15 protein-coding genes and 1 tRNA gene are annotated in these 17466 nt (G+C 57.2%); 13 read left to right on the top strand and 3 right to left on the bottom strand.

Going from position 1 to position 17466, the window contains the following annotated elements; genetic code table 11:
* Positions 1-91 precede the first annotated feature (91 nt).
* The 5 genes from aguB to AQZ49_RS22195 all read left to right on the top strand — a co-directional run bounded on the left by aguB (position 92) and on the right by AQZ49_RS22195 (position 3172).
* Positions 92-946 carry an N-carbamoylputrescine amidase gene (aguB, locus tag AQZ49_RS06635; protein ID WP_067614155.1) on the top strand — a complete coding sequence of 285 codons (855 nt, stop codon included), beginning with the start codon at positions 92-94 and terminating at the stop codon, positions 944-946.
* Positions 943-1455, top strand: coding sequence for a 2-amino-4-hydroxy-6-hydroxymethyldihydropteridine diphosphokinase (gene folK, locus AQZ49_RS06630; RefSeq protein WP_156428175.1), 513 nt, complete (start codon positions 943-945; stop codon positions 1453-1455). The genes aguB and folK overlap by 4 nt, the downstream gene beginning before the upstream one ends.
* Before the next feature lie 5 nt (positions 1456-1460).
* Positions 1461-1536, top strand: a tRNA-Lys gene (locus AQZ49_RS06625).
* 296 nt (positions 1537-1832) lie between these two features.
* On the top strand, positions 1833-2648 hold the full coding sequence (locus AQZ49_RS21735) for a ParA family protein (RefSeq protein ID WP_197410952.1): 816 nt from the start codon (positions 1833-1835) through the stop codon (positions 2646-2648).
* Positions 2649-2674: 26 nt separating this feature from the next.
* Positions 2675-3172 (top strand): hypothetical protein, encoded by a 498-nt coding sequence (locus AQZ49_RS22195; RefSeq protein ID WP_156428174.1) that lies wholly within the window; start codon positions 2675-2677, stop codon positions 3170-3172.
* A gap of 260 nt (positions 3173-3432) precedes the next feature.
* On the opposite strand, the gene AQZ49_RS06615 is transcribed toward AQZ49_RS22195, so the two are convergent.
* A complete protein-coding gene (locus tag AQZ49_RS06615) occupies positions 3433-5088 on the bottom strand; it encodes a DUF6119 family protein (RefSeq protein ID WP_197410951.1) in 1656 nt (551 codons plus the stop codon).
* Between the two features lie 90 nt (positions 5089-5178).
* Here AQZ49_RS06615 and AQZ49_RS06610 point away from each other — a divergent pair, with 90 nt between their 5' ends.
* The 5 genes from AQZ49_RS06610 to AQZ49_RS06585 are packed head-to-tail and all read left to right on the top strand — an operon-like array spanning position 5179 to position 12411.
* Entirely contained in the window at positions 5179-6966 is a 1788-nt protein-coding gene (locus AQZ49_RS06610) for an N-6 DNA methylase (protein WP_231738969.1), read from the top strand.
* A complete protein-coding gene (locus tag AQZ49_RS21730) occupies positions 6963-8168 on the top strand; it encodes a restriction endonuclease subunit S (protein ID WP_082701600.1) in 1206 nt (401 codons plus the stop codon). Before AQZ49_RS06610 ends, AQZ49_RS21730 begins: the two co-directional genes overlap by 4 nt.
* Positions 8165-11095, top strand: coding sequence for a type I restriction endonuclease subunit R (locus AQZ49_RS06595; protein WP_067614143.1), 2931 nt, complete (start codon positions 8165-8167; stop codon positions 11093-11095). The genes AQZ49_RS21730 and AQZ49_RS06595 overlap by 4 nt, the downstream gene beginning before the upstream one ends.
* On the top strand, positions 11095-11388 hold the full coding sequence (locus tag AQZ49_RS06590; protein ID WP_067614141.1) for a M48 metallopeptidase family protein: 294 nt from the start codon (positions 11095-11097) through the stop codon (positions 11386-11388). Before AQZ49_RS06595 ends, AQZ49_RS06590 begins: the two co-directional genes overlap by 1 nt.
* A gap of 18 nt (positions 11389-11406) precedes the next feature.
* Entirely contained in the window at positions 11407-12411 is a 1005-nt protein-coding gene (locus AQZ49_RS06585; RefSeq protein ID WP_067614139.1) for a restriction endonuclease, read from the top strand.
* Between the two features lie 24 nt (positions 12412-12435).
* On the opposite strand, the gene AQZ49_RS22190 is transcribed toward AQZ49_RS06585, so the two are convergent.
* Positions 12436-12846: a hypothetical protein gene (locus tag AQZ49_RS22190; protein WP_156428173.1), complete on the bottom strand. Its 411-nt coding sequence runs from the start codon at positions 12844-12846 to the stop codon at positions 12436-12438.
* Positions 12847-13202: 356 nt separating this feature from the next.
* Between AQZ49_RS22190 and AQZ49_RS22185 the strand changes: the two genes are divergently transcribed.
* The 3 genes from AQZ49_RS22185 (at position 13203) to AQZ49_RS06575 (ending at position 16675) form a co-directional block, all read left to right on the top strand.
* A complete protein-coding gene (locus tag AQZ49_RS22185) occupies positions 13203-13826 on the top strand; it encodes a hypothetical protein (RefSeq protein WP_231738965.1) in 624 nt (207 codons plus the stop codon).
* A gap of 215 nt (positions 13827-14041) precedes the next feature.
* Positions 14042-15700, top strand: coding sequence for a chaperonin GroEL (groL, locus tag AQZ49_RS06580; protein WP_067614313.1), 1659 nt, complete (start codon positions 14042-14044; stop codon positions 15698-15700).
* Positions 15701-15703: 3 nt separating this feature from the next.
* On the top strand, positions 15704-16675 hold the full coding sequence (locus AQZ49_RS06575; protein WP_067614137.1) for a hypothetical protein: 972 nt from the start codon (positions 15704-15706) through the stop codon (positions 16673-16675).
* Between the two features lie 394 nt (positions 16676-17069).
* Here AQZ49_RS06575 and AQZ49_RS22180 read toward each other — a convergent pair whose 3' ends face one another.
* On the bottom strand, positions 17070-17387 hold the full coding sequence (locus AQZ49_RS22180; RefSeq protein WP_156428171.1) for a hypothetical protein: 318 nt from the start codon (positions 17385-17387) through the stop codon (positions 17070-17072).
* Positions 17388-17466: the final 79 nt, after the last annotated feature.

The raw sequence follows: 17466 nt of genomic DNA, 5'->3' as shown, positions 1-17466 counted from the left end.
TTGGTATCGTCGAGGCAAAGATAGGGTGCCGATCTGCCCTTGTCATCGTCCTGTCGTTGAAACATGCGGCGCTTGCCCCTAATCTTGCGCTATGACCGAAATCACCGTCGCCGCGCTGCAACTCGCCCTCAACGATCCCGATCCCGCCGACAACATCGGTGCGGTCGCGCACCTGGTGGAAACCGCAGCCGGGCTCGGCGCGCAAGTGATCCTGCCGCCCGAACTGTTTGCCGGGGCCTATTTCTGCCAACAGGAAGACGAGGCGCGCTTTGCGCTGGCGCATCCGCTTGACGAAGACCCCTCGGTCAAGGCGATGCAACGGCTGGCCCGGACGCTGGGCGTGGCCATCCCGACCAGCTTTTTCGAACGCGACGGACAGCATTATTACAACACGCTGGCGATGATCGATCCCGCCGGCGAAGTGATGGGCATCTATCGCAAGAGCCATATCCCCGATGGGCCGGGGTATGAGGAAAAGTACTATTTCCGCCCCGGCAACACCGGGTTCAAAGTGTGGAACGTGTTCGGCACGACCATCGGCGTGGGGGTGTGCTGGGACCAGTGGTATCCCGAATGTGCGCGGGCGATGGCGCTGATGGGGGCCGAACTGCTGTTCTATCCCACCGCGATCGGCAGCGAGCCCTATGATGCCGATCTCGATACCAGCCGGGTCTGGCGGCGCGCGATGCAGGGGCACGCCGCATCGAACTGCATGCCGGTGATCGCCGCCAACCGCATCGGTGTCGAGGAAAACGACCAGACTTTCTACGGCCACAGCTTTATAGCCAACGAATGGGGCGATCTGGTGACCGAATTCGGCGCGCAGGAAACCGGCCCGCTGGTGGCCACGCTCGACCTTGCCCAGGCGCGCAAGCACCGTGCCGGGATGGGGTTTTTCCGCGACCGGCGCCCGCAATTGTACACCCGCCTGGCCCAGGATACGTGAAGCATACTTATCTGATTGCGCTGGGCTCCAACATGCCGCATCCGCACCACGGGCGACCAGCCCATGTGGTGCGTGCCGCGTTGATCGCGCTCGATCTGTGCACGCTGCCGGTGACCGCGGCGGCGCCGATAATGGCCAGCGCCCCGGTGGGCCCGTCGCGCCGCCGCTATGCCAACTGCGCCGCGCTGATCGAAACGACGCTGTGCCCCGATGCGCTGCTCGACCGCCTGCACGCGATCGAGGCCAGCTTTGGCCGCAACCGCCTGGGACAGCGCTGGCGCGCCCGCACGCTGGATCTGGATATTATCCTGTGGAGCGGCGGCATCCACCGCACGCGCCGTCTGACCATTCCCCACCCCGCCTATGCCGGTCGTGATTTTGTGCTTGGTCCCGCCTTGCGCATTGCCCCCCACTGGCGTGACCCAAAAACCTGCCTTTGCGTGAAACACGCGCACGCCCGCTTGACCCGCCGCGCGCGCCTGCCTAAGGCGCCTCCACCGCACGCGTAAGTGCCGGGCCCATAGCTCAGTCGGTAGAGCAACTGACTTTTAATCAGTAGGTCGCTGGTTCGAATCCAGCTGGGCTCACCATATTTCAAATACTTATGCGTCGCATGCTTGCGGCACCTGATGACGGGGGTCCCAATCGGGCATCAGAGTGAATCGGCATTTTGCGCCATCATTTTTGCGTTTCAAGCAACATGCGAGCGCCATTGCATTTGAGACCCGACAAGCATGTGCATTGATCTGCGCTGCGAGCGCCTTCGGTCATGGGCATAAGCGGCAACAGGCGAGTGTTCTCTTTTCGATTCCGAGTAGCTACGCTACCACGCTGTGATCGATGGGAGGGGGCAGTGGCGAGACCAAACGGACCAGTGACGGTTTGCGTGATCAACCTGAAAGGAGGGGTAGGCAAATCGACCATCTCTGCGTTGCTTGCGCGGCGCGGGTTCAGCAATCGCGGGCTCGACGTCTTAGCGATTGACATCGATCCTCAGGCCAACTTGAGCCAAGGCCTTATGCATCGAGGTTATGCCAGTTTTTTGACCCAGCAGCGCCCTTCGATCGTAGAAGTCTTCAATGGTTATATTCCCCCAAGCAAGGCCAATCCTGTTCCAACACCCCTCACTGCGACTACTTCGTTCGAGACAATTGGCAGCGTAGGCACCCGCTCGCTTGAATTAATCCCATCGCGCTTTGATTTTTCCGACAATTTGCTGGGAGCCGTCCGTCCCGATCCGCGCTCTTTGGCCAGATTTTTGAGCGCAAATTATCATCACAAGGACCTGATAATCATTGACTGTGCCCCGACAGAGTCTGTGCTGACCACTGCCGCATATCACGCAAGCAGCAGCGTTCTCGTTCCAGTGAAGCCAGAATTTTTCGCGACCATCGGGTTTCCTCTATTGCAGCAGTCGCTCAACAACTTTCGTAATCAGAACCGTGCGCACAGCATTTCAGTCGCTGGAGTGGTCGTCAATAATGCATTTTATCATGGCGGCAATGACGGCGGGCCGGAGAAAGCCCGTGCGATGTTGGAAATACGATCGGAATCGGCGCGCAATGGGTGGCCAATCTATCAAAATGAAATGCTCCACTCTCGCGGGTATCCAAAAATGATGCGTGGCGATAATAGTTACCTTGGCAATGCTGAAATGTTTGGGCGATTTGCAAATGAATTTTTTAGCTCTGTAGGCCTTTGAGGCAGTGAATTTGGAATGAATGGACCATGAAAAGCCGGAAACAGCTACTCAATAGCCTTTTGAAAGCCCTCCTTGCTGAATGGGGTACTGATGAAGTTCGTTCATCACTTGAGAAGGCTATTGCGGAACATGCAAGCGAGCGGAGCCAATGGAGCTTTAGATCAGATTCGCCTCGAGTCGAACGTGCAACCGCGCTCCAGCTTGTCGATCGTCTTGAGGTACAAAAGAACGTGAAGCAGCCGTTGAGAATTCTTGCCACCCGCTTTGATCAAAAGGATTTTTTGCCGAGTATCGCGGATGTGCGTGAGTTCATCATCATGGCGGGGCAACGCCCACCGGCGATAAAAAACAGGCAAGAGTCCTTCCGCAATTTGTTGCGTATCCTTTTGGATCTTTCCCCTGAGCGATTGCAGCAAATGGCCGAGGCTGCGAACCATGCGGGACCGGCGCAGTTGGGACCTATCTCTGACGCTATCGCTGCCGCTGGGGAACGCCTACCTCGTCGGAACCACGAGCCTGAATAGTGACCAGTGCCAGCATTGCGTGCCGAAAACCGCACTGCCGCCTAGTTTCATGATGTTGTCGCGGCGCCTCTTGGCGCGCCCCATTCAGAACAAGCCGCGTTATCGATAGCAGCTTTCCTCCAATACCGAGTTCGTAGGTTTCTGGCGTTCGTGTGATGCGCAATTTGCCATATTGCATTTACCGGTGGTGGGTGGCGCAGAGCATCATGATGTTGCTAACGTCTAATTGCCCAATTTCTTTCAGAAGAAATGAAACCCGCTCAAGTGGCTTGTGCGCCTGGATGAGCCGTCTTGCGTTTAGCCTTTGTCTTTGCAGACGCAGGCTTTGCGATCCATGCAAAGGCGCATTTATAACCCAACGCTCGCAGTTCGTTCACGGCTTGCCGGAACGTAACCAAACTGAAGAATGGCAGCCGACTGGTCCCCGCAGCAACGCCAGAACTGAGCACCGCATAAACGATCAGATGCGCGTCAACGTCAAAGGGTGTTCCGGCGTCAACCACGAGCGTTTGATAACCAGTCAGAGTCAGTGCCGCTTCTTGTTTGACGATTTCAGCCCGCAGGCGGTCCCGAAATGCACCGTCCATCTTCATCACGCGGGCCGACACAGTGCCCTGATTGAACAGGTGGCTTAGTCGTGATGATGAGGTCTGGTCCTTAATGTGGATCATTGCGCCATCGTTTTGAAGGAAGTCGCAAGCCTCGATCGCGTATGACGCCCCGGTCGGCTTCACCAGTTTGCGATCAAGGCACAGCATGTTGTGCCCTGCCGTCGCGATCCGCTTGTTGTACTTATCCTCGTTGTCACCCGCCACGGCGGGGGGCATAGTATGTTGATCGATCCCCGCGAAGAACGCCGTCACTGCGGTGGCAAGGTTGGTGTCGATCTTGTACCAGCGATCGGCCGATAAGACATATTTTTCGCCGTTCAAGTCGGTCTCGAAGACGAGGCATTCCTTGATGCGCCAGAACTGGCCATCGTCCTTTCCTTCATCATTCACCTCGTGAACCCGATGCGTAGCGAGATTACCCGGCTCATACGTGGTGAGGGGCTTTTCCCGCATGTCCGCGACATAGTCCGCGATTTCGAGGTCGGTGTGAATGTTCCAGCAACCGAACCCCTTGTAACGGATTTGCCGCGCCTTTTCCGGGTCGTAGATAACAGGATAGGCAAGGTGAAGGGTGTCCGGGATCGCGCCCGCCAAACAGCCATGCAACGCCGCCACCAGCGCGGCATCGAGCAATTCAATCGTCGCCTTGTCGCGCACATGCTTGATCTGATCAATCCAAGCAAAATTGGCCTGGTAGTCCGTCTTCCCGAATGCAGCGAAGGCATCGGCGCACACTTGCGGCAGGTCGTTGACCTCCATTTCCTTGGTCAGCGTCAATCCGTCACTGCCCGCGACGCGTGATGCAAAGGCGGCGTCCTTGGGTTCGCCCGCAAGGCCGCGCACAATGTCGCGTTCGATATCAATGCTGAAAGCGGTCTGATCGGACCGACGCGCTGTCTGCGTACGCCGTGAGGTCGTGTTTTCATCAGGCGTGCGAACGTCGGCGCTGCGCAATTTATCAGGATCTACGGTGTTCAACACCACACGAAGGCCAAAGTCTTGTTCAAAGGCATCGGGGTCAAGCTTTACATGGCCCAAGCCGAATGACACTGCAAACCACCGCCCGCCTGACTGTACAAAAACCAACCCATAAGCGGTCACGTTGTAGAGCGAGGCCTTTTCCGCCTCGGTAAGTTCAAGGAATTTGGCCCACTTTGGTGCTCCGCCACCGATTGTGTCGAGCGCAATTTGCGCGCCTTCCAGCTTATACCAAGGTGTCAGAGTGACACCTGCCCGGATGCTGTTGGAGGGTTGTTTACCATCGCGCAGCAGGCGGATCGAAACGGTTTGAGATTTTTTGGTCATGAAGACGCTCCCCCACACCATGATCCGCTTGACCACGGCAATCTAAAGCGACATATAACAAACATGACAAATATAGCAAGACCGTCCGCAATGTTGCGGGCCATTCGCGACACAATGGGTATCACGCAAGAGCAGCTTGCTGAGAAGCTGGGGGTGTCTTTTGCCACTATAAACCGCTGGGAAAACGAGCAAAATAAGCCGCAAAAGGCAGCACGGGAAGCCATTGCGGCGCTTGCTCTTGAGGCGGGTCTTGATGTCGCCGAAGATGCGCCACCGCTTCCCGCCATCGCATCACCCGGTCGTCGCGGGCGGCGAATCGCAGGGCAAGCGCCGTCCACAAAATCTATGGAGCAGATGCTTTGGGATGCGGCCTGTTCGATTCGTGGGGAAAAGGACGCGCCCAAGTTCAAGGACTACCTGCTGCCGATGGTGTTCCTCAAACGCCTGTCGGATGTGTTCGATGACGAGATTGCGCGGCTGGCTGAGGATTACGGCAGCCGGGAGACGGCGCTGGCGATCGCTGCCGCCGATCATACGGTTGTGCGCTTCTATATGCCGCCCGAGGCTCGTTGGGCGATCATCAGCGGGCGCGAGCGGTTCGAATGGCGCAAGGATGAAGCACCACGCGATATCGGCGAACATCTGACCAAGGCCATCCGCGCCGTCGTGAAGCAGAACCCAGACCTTGACGGCACAATCAACGTGGTGGACTTCGCCGCCGAGCGGAATGGGGAGCGTGACATCAACCCCGCTAAGCTGCGTGAAGTGGTCGAGACATTTTCCGATCCGCGTTACCGGTTGGGCCTTGCCGATGTGGAGCCAGACTTTCTCGGTCGCGCCTATGAATACCTGCTGCGCAAGTTTGCAGAAGGGTCAGGCCAGAGCGCAGGCGAGTTCTTCACGCCGACCGAGGTCGGTTTCCTCATGGCCTATCTGCTGCGGCCACGTCCGGGCGAGGAAGTGCATGACTATGCCTGTGGATCGGCTGGGCTGCTGATCAAGCAGCAGATCGTGTGCCGCGAACTGGACCCGCTTAGCAAAGTTCCGCTCAAGCTATTCGGACAGGAATTGATGGCAGAAAGCTTCGCCGTCGCCAAGATGAACGGCATCATCCACGACATGGCGGTCGAGATCGCGCGTGGCGACACGATGATCAACCCCAAGTTCAAGACCGCGCAGGGTGACATTCGCACGTTTGATATTGTGGTTGCCAATCCGATGTGGAACCAACCGTTTGATCCTGAGCGGCTGGCGGCAGACCCGTTCGATCGTTTTCGCACGGCAGGCGGCGTGACCACCGGCAAGGGCGATTGGGCATGGTTGCAGCATACGCTTGCCTGCATGAAGCCGAACGGCCGTGCGGCGGTGGTTCTGGATACCGGCGCAGTGACGCGCGGATCGGGATCGAAAAACGAGGACCGCGAGCGCAACATCCGCAAGTGGTTCGTGGATCGTGACTTGATCGATGGCGTGATCCTGCTGCCCGATAACCTGTTCTACAACACCAGTGCGGCGGGCATCATCGTCGTGTTGAGCAAGCGCAAGCCCGAGGCGCGTAAGGGCAAGATTGTGCTCGTCAATGCCAGCAAGCGGGTGAAAAAGGGAAAGCCGAAGAACTACCTGCCGGATGATGCGGTGAAGGGTGTCGCTGCTCTGTTCGTCGTCGGCGAGGCGGTGGATGGTGAGGTCGCGGTGATCGATACAGCGCAAGCGATTGAGGCAGATTACAACCTTAGCCCAAGCCGGTGGATCGGACAGGCAGATGCAGCCGAGGCGGCTAAGATACCCGATTTGCTGAAGCAGCTTCGCGCCCTCTCGAAATCTATCAGGGACGGCGACGTCCGGCTGTTCAAACTGCTTGAGCCTCTTGCACAATGAGCAACGGCGAAACCTATGTCGGCGATATGATCGAACTGGCCTATGGCCGTTCACTTTCGGCAGATAACCGGAAAGATGGCCCTGTTCCGGTTTACGGATCGAACGGAATAGTTGGTTACCACAATGATTCAGCTGTCGATGGACCTGGTATCGTTGTCGGGCGCAAAGGTTCGGTTGGGGCGTTAGCGTTCTCCGATGGGCCATTTTGGCCGATAGACACGACTTATTTCGTCGTCAACAAAGGTGCGCACGATTGGCGCTTCTTATACCATTTCCTTCGCAGCCTCGGTTTGACTGGCCTCAATAGCCACAGCGCCGTTCCCGGCCTAAACCGTGAAGACGTCTACTCCATTTGTGTCAGGCTCCCAGCCCGTGCGGAAGGGGCAATCATCGGGCAGGTTCTCGATCAGATAGAAGGAGCGGTTGCACGGGAAGATGCCGCAATCGTTAGTCACCAGACGCTGAAGCGTGCAGTCATGCGCGAACTATTCACGCGTGGCTTGCAGGGTGAGGAGCAGAAGGAATCTGAGTTTGGCGCGGTTCCAGCAAGTTGGGCAATCACCGATCTAGATAACCACGCTCAAGTGCAAACCGGCGCCGCGAAAGGCAGAAAATTCGGTGATGCCGATACGGTTGAAGTCCCCTATCTGCGCGTGGCCAACGTGCAAGATGGTCACCTCGATCTGCGCGAAATGAAGACGATCCAAATCCGTCGAAGTGAAGTGGAGCGGTACAGACTGCACGATGGAGATGTGGTTCTCACCGAAGGCGGCGATTTTGATAAATTGGGTCGTGGTTTCATTTGGCGAAGCGAATTGGACCTGTGTGTTCACCAAAATCACGTTTTTGCGGTGCGCCCTGACCCAACGGTGCTGATCCCTGAATTTTTCGCTTACCTGGCCCAAAGTGCGTACGGAAAAGCGTATTTCTTGAAAGTCGCTCATAAAACGACAAATCTGGCGTGCATCAACAGCGCCAAGCTCAAGGCATTCCCGGTACTAATTCCGCCTACATTGCAAGAACAGCGCGAAATCGCTGACATCTTTCATGCCATCGACGCCAAAATCGACCTGCACAAACGCAAAAAGGCCGTTCTCGAAGAGCTGTTCCGCGCCCTGCTCCACAAGCTGATGACGGGCGAAATCCGCGTCGCTGATCTCGACTTGTCGGCGCTACAAGCCCATCAGGAGGTCGCCGCATGACCGACCTTGCCATCTCCGAAGCCGGTTCTGTGCAGTTTCCGATGGTACGCCATGCCGCCGAAATCGGCTGGACGCCGCTGATGCCCGATGACGCCCGTGCCAAGCGGGGCAGCGAGGCGGCGATGTTCCTGCGCGATGAACTGGAAGGCGCGATTGCCCGGTTCAATCCGTGGCTCGCCCCCGATGCTGTGCGCTCGATCTTCGAAACGCTTGATGCCATTCCGGCGACAATAGAAGGCAACCGGGCCATGCTCGGCTGGATGCGCGGCGAACAGAGTTGGTATGACGAGAATGAAAAGCGCCACCGCCGTGTAACTCTGATCGACTATGAACATATTTCCGCCAACGCCTTTCATGTGACCTGGGAATGGACGCTCAAGCCGCCAGCCCGCAAAGGCAACCGCGCCGATGTGCTGTTCCTGATCAACGGTCTGCCCGTCGCCATTGTCGAACACAAGAACCCCAAAGACGGCAACGCGATGGAGCGCGCGATCGTCCAGCTTCGCCGCTATGAGGCGGAAACACCTGAACTGCTTGGCGCGCCGCAGTTGTTCAACGTCACCCACTTGATCGATTATTGGTATGGCGTGACCTGGAATGCCAACCGCCGATTTATCGCCCGATGGAAGGAAGCGCGCGAGGAAACCTATCGCTTCGCGGTGCAGGCGTTCTTTGAACGCACCGACTTCCTGCGCACCTTGCAGCATTGGGTGCTGTTCTATGTGGAGGACAACGAGACCCGGAAGTCTGTTCTGCGTCAGCATCAGCGCCGCGCGATCGATGCCGTCGTTGCGCGTTGCGCCGACCCGGCCAAGCGGCGCGGACTGGTATGGCATACCCAAGGATCGGGTAAGACGTTCACTCTGCTGACCGCCGCCAAGCTGATCCTTGAAGACAAGGAACGGTTCGACAATGCGACGGTGATCCTCGTGGTCGATCGCACCGAACTGGAAGGGCAGTTGAAGGGCTGGGTCGAGCGCTTGCTGGGCGAGATGCAAAAGCAGGATATCGCGACACGCCGGGCAAATTCAAAGGACGACCTGCAAGCCCTGCTTGATGCCGATTTTCGCGGGCTGGTGATCGCGATGATCCACAAATTTGAGGGGATCACCAAGGGCAGCGCCGATCGCGCCAACATCCATGTGTTCATCGATGAGGCGCACCGGTCTGTAGCAAAAGACCTGGGCTCATATTTGATGGGCGCTGTGCCCAATGCGACGATTATCGGGTTTACCGGCACGCCGATCGCTGACACCGAGCGCGGCAAGGGCACGTTCAAGATATTCGGTGCGGATGACGAACGGGGCTACCTCGACAAATATTCCATCCGGGAATCGATCGACGACGAAACCACGTTGCCGATCAAGCATGTCATGGCGCCCAGCACGATGACCGTTCCGCTGGACCGGATCGACCGGGAATTCTTCGCGCTGGCCGAAGCAGAAGGCATCAGCGACATTGAGGAATTGAACCGGGTGCTGGACCGCGCGGTCGGGTTGCGCGCTTTCCTTAAAGCCGATGATCGTGTGGCAAACGTCGCGAAATTCATCGCGGACCATTTTCGCGAAAATGTGCTGCCGCTCGGATACAAGGCGTTCGTGGTCGCGGTCGATCGCGAGGCTTGCGCCAAATACAAGCGTGAACTCGACAAGCATTTGCCGCCTGAATGGTCTGAGGCGATCTATACCAGCAATGTGAATGATGCGGTTGAACGCCCGGACGTCGCGGCACTGCAATTGACCGACGATCGCGAGAGCGATGTGCGGCTGCTGTTCAAAAAGCCTGCCGAAGAGCCGAAAATTCTGATCGTCACCGACAAGCTTTTGACCGGATACGATGCCCCGGTGCTTTATGCGATGTATCTCGACAAGCCGATGCGGGACCATGTGCTGTTGCAGGCGATTGCCCGCGTGAACCGGCCCTATGTCGATAGCGAAGGGGTACGTAAGCCGATCGGCCTTGTGGTCGATTTCGTTAGCGTGCTGCGTGATCTGAAAAAGGCGCTCAAGTTCGATTCCGAGGATGTCAGCGGGGTCATCGAAGACCTTGACCTGCTGCTGACCGACTTTCTTGGCAAGATCGCCGTTGCCAAGACAGAATTTCTCGACGCGGGCGAAAGTGGCAGTGCGGACGAACGGCTTGAAGCCTTGGTGTATGGCCGGTTTCTCGACCCCGAGCCGCGTAAGGCGTTTTTCGAGGCCTATAAGGACATTGAGAACCTATGGGAAATCCTGTCGCCATCGGCAGAACTGGTTGATCATATCGCGACGTTCAAGCGCCTGGCGCAGCTTTATGCCACGGTGCGCAATGCCTATGCCGATCAGGTCGGGTTCGTTGCCGACCTGGCTTATAAGACGCGCCGGCTGGTCGAAGCGAACGCCGAACAGTCGGGCCTTGGCAACCTGACCAAAACCGTGACGTTTGATGTGAAAACGCTCGACGCGTTGCGTGACAGTAAAGGCAGCGACGAAGGCAAAGTGTTCAACCTTGTGCGTGGCCTGCAAAAGGAAGTTGATGACGATCAGGCCAATGCGCCGATCCTTCAGCCGCTCAAAGACCGGGCTGAACGCATTTTGAAGGATATGGAAAGCCGGAACGTCAACGGGCTGGCGGCAATTGACTTGCTGGGCGCCTTGGCGGCGGAAAAGGAGGCCCTGCTTGCCGAGGCGAAGGCAAGCGGCCTGTCGGCTGAGGCGTTCGGGGTGATGATCGCGCTGCGCGGTGACCCGGCGCTGGTCGATGGCAAAATCGATGTGCGGCAGGTGGCCGGTTTGATCGATGAACTTCGAAACCGGTATCCCAATGCCAAGCTGAATGACGATGAACGGCGGCGTTTGCGCGGCGCGCTTTATCTGCCTCTGCTCAGCCTGAGCGACGATGACCGTAGTCGCATTGTCGATCTGATCATGCGGTCGCTGCTGTCGTGATGCAGGAAGGAGGCGCAATCGACCTGAAATTGCGCGTGATCAGGTGGGCGGTGAAGCTGCGGGTCAATCCGCGTATCGTGCGTGTCTATCCCATGCGCCGCAAATGGGGGTCATGCTCCGCCGCAGGTGTCATTACACTTGCCATCGATCTTGCCGACCGTGAGCCGGAATTTCGCGATTTTGTGATTGCGCATGAACTTCTTCATCTTCGATTTCCGCATCATAGCCGCCTTTTCAAAGCAACAATGTCGCTGCACATACCCAATTGGCGGAATCTTGATGCGCGCCGCTGAGGGCAACAAGAGGTTGGCATGACTGATAGGACGATTTGGGGCATTCACATGCGCCGCGATCACGGACTGGCCCCAATCGAGCAAGGTTACATCGCGATCGGCTGGACGCAGATGGGTGATTTGTCCCTGATTAAGCCGAACCGCGACGCCTTCAAAGCCGCGTATCAGCGCGCATACCCTGACGAGAAGCCGGGCAAAATTCCGGTGTCTGCGGGCGTGGTCTATCGCTTCGCGGTTGAAATGAAGCCGGGCGATATCGTCATTTATCCCTCAAAAGCCGACCGCATGGTCAACATCGGCATCTTGGAAGGTGGTTTCGAGTATGACGCCGCCGCGCCGTTCAATTGCCCCCAGCGCCGACGGGTGAAGTGGCTGCAACACATCCCGCGTGCGAATTTTTCCCAGCCCGCTTTGAATGAAATTGGCTCTGCCGTGACTCTGTTCAAGGTAACAACCAACGCAGATGAATTTTTGGCCGCGATGGAAGGGCAGAGTTTTGAAGCTGAAGAAATCGACGAGGACAGCGCGGAGCGAGTGACGGAACAGGTCGAAGAATCGACCGAGGACTTCATCATCAAACGGTTGAAGACGTCGCAAACGCCTTTCCAGTTCGAGCATTTCATCGCGCACTTGCTTAAGTGCATGGGCTATTATGCTCGCGTTACCCAAATGAGCGGTGACGGCGGTGTGGATATCATCGCCCATCGAGACGAACTCGGTTTTGAGCCGCCGATCATCAAGGTGCAGTGCAAGCAGGTTCTGACGACAATCGGTCGTCCCGATGTGCAAAAGCTATTCGGCGCGATTGAGCGCGAGGAAAAGGGACTGTTTGTTACGCTGGGGCCGTTCAGTGCCGACGCCAAAACTTTTGAGCAGACCAAGCCCAATTTGCGGCTGATCGACGGGTCTGCCTTGATCGAATTGATTTATGAGCACTATCACGAGTTCGAACCGCGATATCAGATGCTGCTGCCGCTCAAGCGGTCATACATCCCCGGTCCGATTGCGACCGCTAACATTTGATCGGTTAGAAATTTTTATGAATAATTACGGCATACTCATGTCGATTTTTCTGCAGAACTGATAAATCTTGCCCGCCTCATCATTGTCGACATCAAATTTAACAACCTCAGAAATTTCAACTAAAGCGCTAAAATATACATCAATTGCGGGGTTTGATCGCGGTCGAAGAACTCCGCAAATCAAGGTCTTTGTTTGATTCAACGGCTTTCTCAAGGTCACATGGACGCCTGTATGGGGAACCATAATCTGTAGATCCATTACCTTTGATTCAATTGCAGTTTCCTCAACGCCTCGAATGTACCACCCGTCCGTTGGCTTAGCCGATGTTGAAGATATGGTGAGAAGTAACGCCGCAATGGCGGCTCCTGCTAGACGCTGCATTTTCTGACTTTCCCCGGAGAGGTCGAAGGCGGTGCGCCCCCGCTTCGACTTCACACCAAGACCTGGTGATCGGGGAGTTAGTAAACCGTACTGAGCCGGTCCCTGTGGCCTCTAGTTCGGGTGAACCTGTTGCATACGCCACAGGCTCCCCGACCATAGGTCAAGGATGTTCGGGCCACATCAGGTGACCCAACCGCTCAGTAAGGGGTTACTACGCCCCAGAGCCGTGCGTGGCGGCTCCGATCTCTATATGAGATAGTCGGACTCTCCACTCAACAGGAAACCTGCCCCAAGCCACAGAATTTCGCAGAAAACCTTGTTTGGCAGCGACATAACAACGTCCGAAGAGCGGCCCTGAGATCAAACCTTGGCTGGTGTATGATCACGGTGAACCCAAAACGGAGGCGGGCATGGGTGGCATCGGATCAGGGGCAAAACGGACAACGCGCATAGGCAATGTCGAAGATGTTCCGGCACTCGACATTCGTCTGTTGCGCCGCCTAGGCGTTGTCACACCCGGCACATGCATGATCGACACCGTGTATTGGCGCATCGGCGGCCTACGCGCTTGCAGCGTGCGCCTTCGGGTTGATCTCAGCGACATTGAACGCGGTGGCGACATGATGGTGACCGGCGACATGCCCGGTGGTGCGATCAAGCAGCGCATCGCGATCGATGCCGTGCCAGCACATATGGGTGGCCACCGCTGCTATTATATATGTCCGACGACCGCCGAGCGTTGCGAAGTCCTGTATTACGCCGATGGCCGTTTCGCATCGCGCAAGGCCCATCGGTTGAGTTACGCCGTGCAGAGCATGACCGCATTGTCTGCCGCGCGATTGAGGGACGGTAAGCTGCGCCGACGTCTGAAAGGCGAGGGGGGGATGCCGCGTGCCCGAGGGCGCAACCGCCTTACGGTAGTTCGACGCGCCGAAGAGGCGGAAATGATTGCGATAGCATTATATCGTGACCGACTTCGTGGCGCTGCGGACCTGTCTGGTACCCGACGGAGACCCAGCAACAAACGTAGATAGGTCTAAGATGCGGTATTCCGACATCTCGGGCGAGGTGACCCATGGCATAGGCCGAGGACTGCTTTATGCGTCCACGATTGACCGGTATTGGGATTATCCCACAGGTTAGATTTGGGTGGCGCTAAGGCAATCAGCTGCACTGCCCAATGATCTCTTGATCAATAAGGCGCCGGCTGCAACGCTTAACAAGCGGAGTGAACAAGGGCGCGAATCGCATGGCGGCGAAGGACGTAAAATTTTCGCGCGATGCGCGCGAACGCATTCTCAAGGGTGTCAATATCCTCGCCGATGCGGTGAAGGTGACACTCGGGCCCAAGGGCCGCAACGTGGTAATCGACAAGAGCTTTGGGGCACCGCGCATCACCAAGGACGGTGTGACGGTTGCCAAGGAAATCGAACTGAAGGACAAGTTCGAAAACCTCGGCGCGCAGCTGCTACGCGAAGTGGCCTCGAAGGCCAACGACAAGGCCGGTGACGGCACCACCACCGCCACCGTGCTGGCCCAGGCGATCGTTCGCGAAGGCCTGCGCTCGGTTGCCGCCGGGATCAACCCGATGGATCTGAAGCGCGGCATCGATCTGGCCGTGACCAAGGTTGTTGCCGATCTCAAGTCGCGTTCGACCCCGGTCAGCGGTTCGTCGGAAATCAGCCAGGTTGGCGTGATTTCGGCCAACGGTGACACCGAAGTCGGCCAGAAGATCGCCGAAGCGATGGAACGCGTCGGCAAGGAAGGCGTGATCACCGTGGAAGAGGCCAAGGGCCTCGAATTCGAACTCGATGTCGTTGAAGGCATGCAGTTCGACCGCGGCTATCTGTCGCCGTACTTCATCACCAACGCCGAAAAGATGACGGTCGAGCTGGAAAACCCCTACATTCTCATCCACGAGAAGAAGCTTTCCTCGCTCCAGGCACTGCTGCCGATCCTCGAAGCCGTGGTCCAGTCGGGTCATCCCCTGCTGATCATCGCCGAAGACATTGAAGGCGAAGCGCTGGCGACCCTGGTGGTCAACAAGCTGCATGGCGGGTTGAAGATCGCTGCGGTCAAGGCACCGGGCTTTGGCGACCGTCGCAAGGCGATCCTGGGCGATATCGCCACGCTGACCGCCGGTGAACTGATCTCGGAAGACCTCGGCATCAAGCTCGAGACCGTCACGCTGACGATGCTGGGCCAGGCCAAGAAGGTCACCATCGACAAGGACAACACCACGATTGTCGATGGCGCTGGTGCGGCCGACGACATCAAGGCCCGTGTCGACCAGATCAAGGCGCAAGTGGAAACCACCACCAGCGACTATGACCGTGAAAAGCTGCAGGAACGTCTGGCGAAGCTCGCCGGCGGGGTTGCCGTGATCAAGGTCGGCGGCGCTTCGGAAGTCGAAGTGAAGGAACGCAAGGACCGCGTCGACGACGCGCTCCACGCCACGCGCGCAGCCGTCGAAGAAGGCATTGTCCCCGGCGGCGGCACTGCGCTGCTTTATGCCACCCGCGCGCTCGAAGGCCTGCAGGGTATCAACGAAGCACAGACCCGCGGCATCGACATCATCCGTCGCGCGATCAGCACCCCGCTGAAGCAGATTGCTGAAAACGCGGGCTTTGACGGCGCGGTTGTCGCCGGCAAGCTGCTCGACCAGAAGGATGAAAGCCTGGGCTTCAACGCCTCGACCGACGTCTACGAAAACCTGAAAGCAGCTGGCGTGATCGACCCCACCAAGGTCGTGCGCATCGCCCTGCAGGACGCCGCCTCGGTCGCTGGTCTGTTGATCACTACAGAAGTCGGCATCTCGGAACTGGACGGCGACCCCACGACCCAACCAGGCAGGCCCGGAACGATGCCGGGCGGCGGTATGGGTGGTATGGGCGGTATGGACTTTTGATCGATGCTTGATGAGATCCCTAAGCTGTTCGGCCGGGGGTTCATTTTTGGATATGTCCTTCCTGTACTGATTGTCGTCATCTATCTCGCCTACGGTGCCGGTCTGGATGTTCTCGATATCGGCCCGTTTGCGCTTGTTGATCTCGAAAAACTGGGAAAAGCAGTATTTTCTACTGTTCTTATCGCATTTTTGATGCTGATACTAAATCGACCTCTCGTGAGGATTCTTGAGGGCTATGGTCGCTTAAACCCTCTCCGGCTTCTTGGTGGATGGAGTCGACGCAGGTACGATAGGCTGTATGTACCTGTCGCAATTGAATGGGACCGCCTCGAAGCGGCATGGAAGCAGAACAACGACGCGAAGCCCGATTCTGCGCTTGCGAAGGCGGGAGCGCAGGCGGCCGCAGCGTGGCCAGCAAGACGCGAACACGTTCTGCCGACACCTTTTGGCAACACCTATCGAGCTTTCGAGAGTTACCCGGCGATCGTTTATGGTATGGACGCAGTGGTGTTCTGGCCACGTCTTTCGGCGATTTTACCGAAAGGTGCACAAGAGCTTTTGCAGGACAGTCGAGCACGCCTTGACTTCCACATTACTCTGTTCTGGGGAAGTTTGATCGACGCAGCTATCGTTGCGGTTTATGCTCAGGGGTGGATGGCTCGACTACCTGCGATCCCGCCGCTTATCATGACAACACTGCTCTGGTTGACTTTGCCCAATGCTGCCCGGGCATGGGGGACCAGCTTTACGGCGATGTTCGATCTTTACCGCCGACCTCTCGCAAACAGCATGGGGTTTGAGCTCCCGCCAACCGCGCAACAAGAACGCCAAATGTGGTACGATCTGAGTAGAGTTTTATTATTTCGCCGCGCCTATACTTTGGATTGCTTAAATTCCAATCGGGCAATCCGGGCCCCGGAACCTTTGCAGGCCGTGACAGAAAACCGGTCGAACGACGGCGAATCGCAGGAATGATACATATTGTTATGTGGCATCTGGATCGCAAAAGAGGTTGGATGAGGCGTCCGTAATACTGCGACTACAGCCCGTAAAACGGCTCTCGCAGGGCGCACGGGCTGACCTACGCAGTCGAGAGCATGGATTCACTTCGCCGCTGCCCGGAAAAGGCGGGCAACCTGGGCGCGCGCATGATGGGCGGGGAAGGCGTATTGCGATCCCAACGCCGCAATCGCTTCATAATCGCGTGCGGAGGCGAAGAGGCAGAGGTGATGACGAGGTCGCATTATCGCAAACGGCTCGTGGGTTCGGTCGGTAGGTCTGGTGCCCGCCGGATACCCGGCGGCAGAAGTCAACATGCCCGAGACTCGCCAAACCGCGATCTATGAGCAGCTTGCGGACTCGTTTGATATCAGTAGGTCTGGCGTCTTGATCGTTGGCCTGAATGCAGGCGCCGGTATTCCGGCACGACCATTGCGGCATCGTTGACCATACGGTGCGTAGCGCCATGACACCCAACGAGGTGGCGCAAAATTTCATGGAACATGTCTATGCGCTTTTCGGGGAGTTCATCCCACCGAGCATCGCAGGCGCCCCAAGTCAGGTCCCACTCGGTTACGTTGCAGGATATCTCGCGGTCGAGGTGTGCGAACACTTTTACCTTGATTGCTAAACCCGAGGCGTCAAGTTGTGCGGCAATAACAGAATTGCCCAGTGGTATATTACGCATTTCCAATAATCCCTTTGATGAATTATTATAACATCAGAAGTTCAATGGATTATTTATAGGAATTTTCCTGATTGGCGCC

Origin of the sequence: Novosphingobium sp. FSW06-99 (assembly GCF_001519065.1) — a bacterium.
In the GTDB taxonomy this organism is placed as follows: Bacteria; Pseudomonadota; Alphaproteobacteria; order Sphingomonadales; family Sphingomonadaceae; genus Novosphingobium.
Note: the sequence above shows the minus strand (reverse complement) of the source record. Positions and strands in the feature narration are given on the sequence as shown.

Excerpts from the sequence above, each read along its gene's own strand:
- AQZ49_RS06610 (WP_231738969.1), top strand. The coding sequence starts at position 5,179 with ATGTTGCGGGCCATTCGCGACACAATGGGTATCACGCAAGAGCAGCTT.
- AQZ49_RS06575 (WP_067614137.1), top strand. The coding sequence starts at position 15,704 with ATGCTTGATGAGATCCCTAAGCTGTTCGGCCGGGGGTTCATTTTTGGA.
- aguB (WP_067614155.1), top strand. The coding sequence starts at position 92 with ATGACCGAAATCACCGTCGCCGCGCTGCAACTCGCCCTCAACGATCCC.
- groL (WP_067614313.1), top strand. The coding sequence starts at position 14,042 with ATGGCGGCGAAGGACGTAAAATTTTCGCGCGATGCGCGCGAACGCATT.
- AQZ49_RS06590 (WP_067614141.1), top strand. The coding sequence starts at position 11,095 with ATGCAGGAAGGAGGCGCAATCGACCTGAAATTGCGCGTGATCAGGTGG.
- AQZ49_RS22180 (WP_156428171.1), bottom strand. The coding sequence starts at position 17,387 with ATGCGTAATATACCACTGGGCAATTCTGTTATTGCCGCACAACTTGAC.
- AQZ49_RS06595 (WP_067614143.1), top strand. The coding sequence starts at position 8,165 with ATGACCGACCTTGCCATCTCCGAAGCCGGTTCTGTGCAGTTTCCGATG.
- AQZ49_RS22195 (WP_156428174.1), top strand. The coding sequence starts at position 2,675 with ATGAAAAGCCGGAAACAGCTACTCAATAGCCTTTTGAAAGCCCTCCTT.
- AQZ49_RS06615 (WP_197410951.1), bottom strand. The coding sequence starts at position 5,088 with ATGACCAAAAAATCTCAAACCGTTTCGATCCGCCTGCTGCGCGATGGT.
- AQZ49_RS06585 (WP_067614139.1), top strand. The coding sequence starts at position 11,407 with ATGACTGATAGGACGATTTGGGGCATTCACATGCGCCGCGATCACGGA.
- AQZ49_RS21730 (WP_082701600.1), top strand. The coding sequence starts at position 6,963 with ATGAGCAACGGCGAAACCTATGTCGGCGATATGATCGAACTGGCCTAT.
- AQZ49_RS22185 (WP_231738965.1), top strand. The coding sequence starts at position 13,203 with ATGGGTGGCATCGGATCAGGGGCAAAACGGACAACGCGCATAGGCAAT.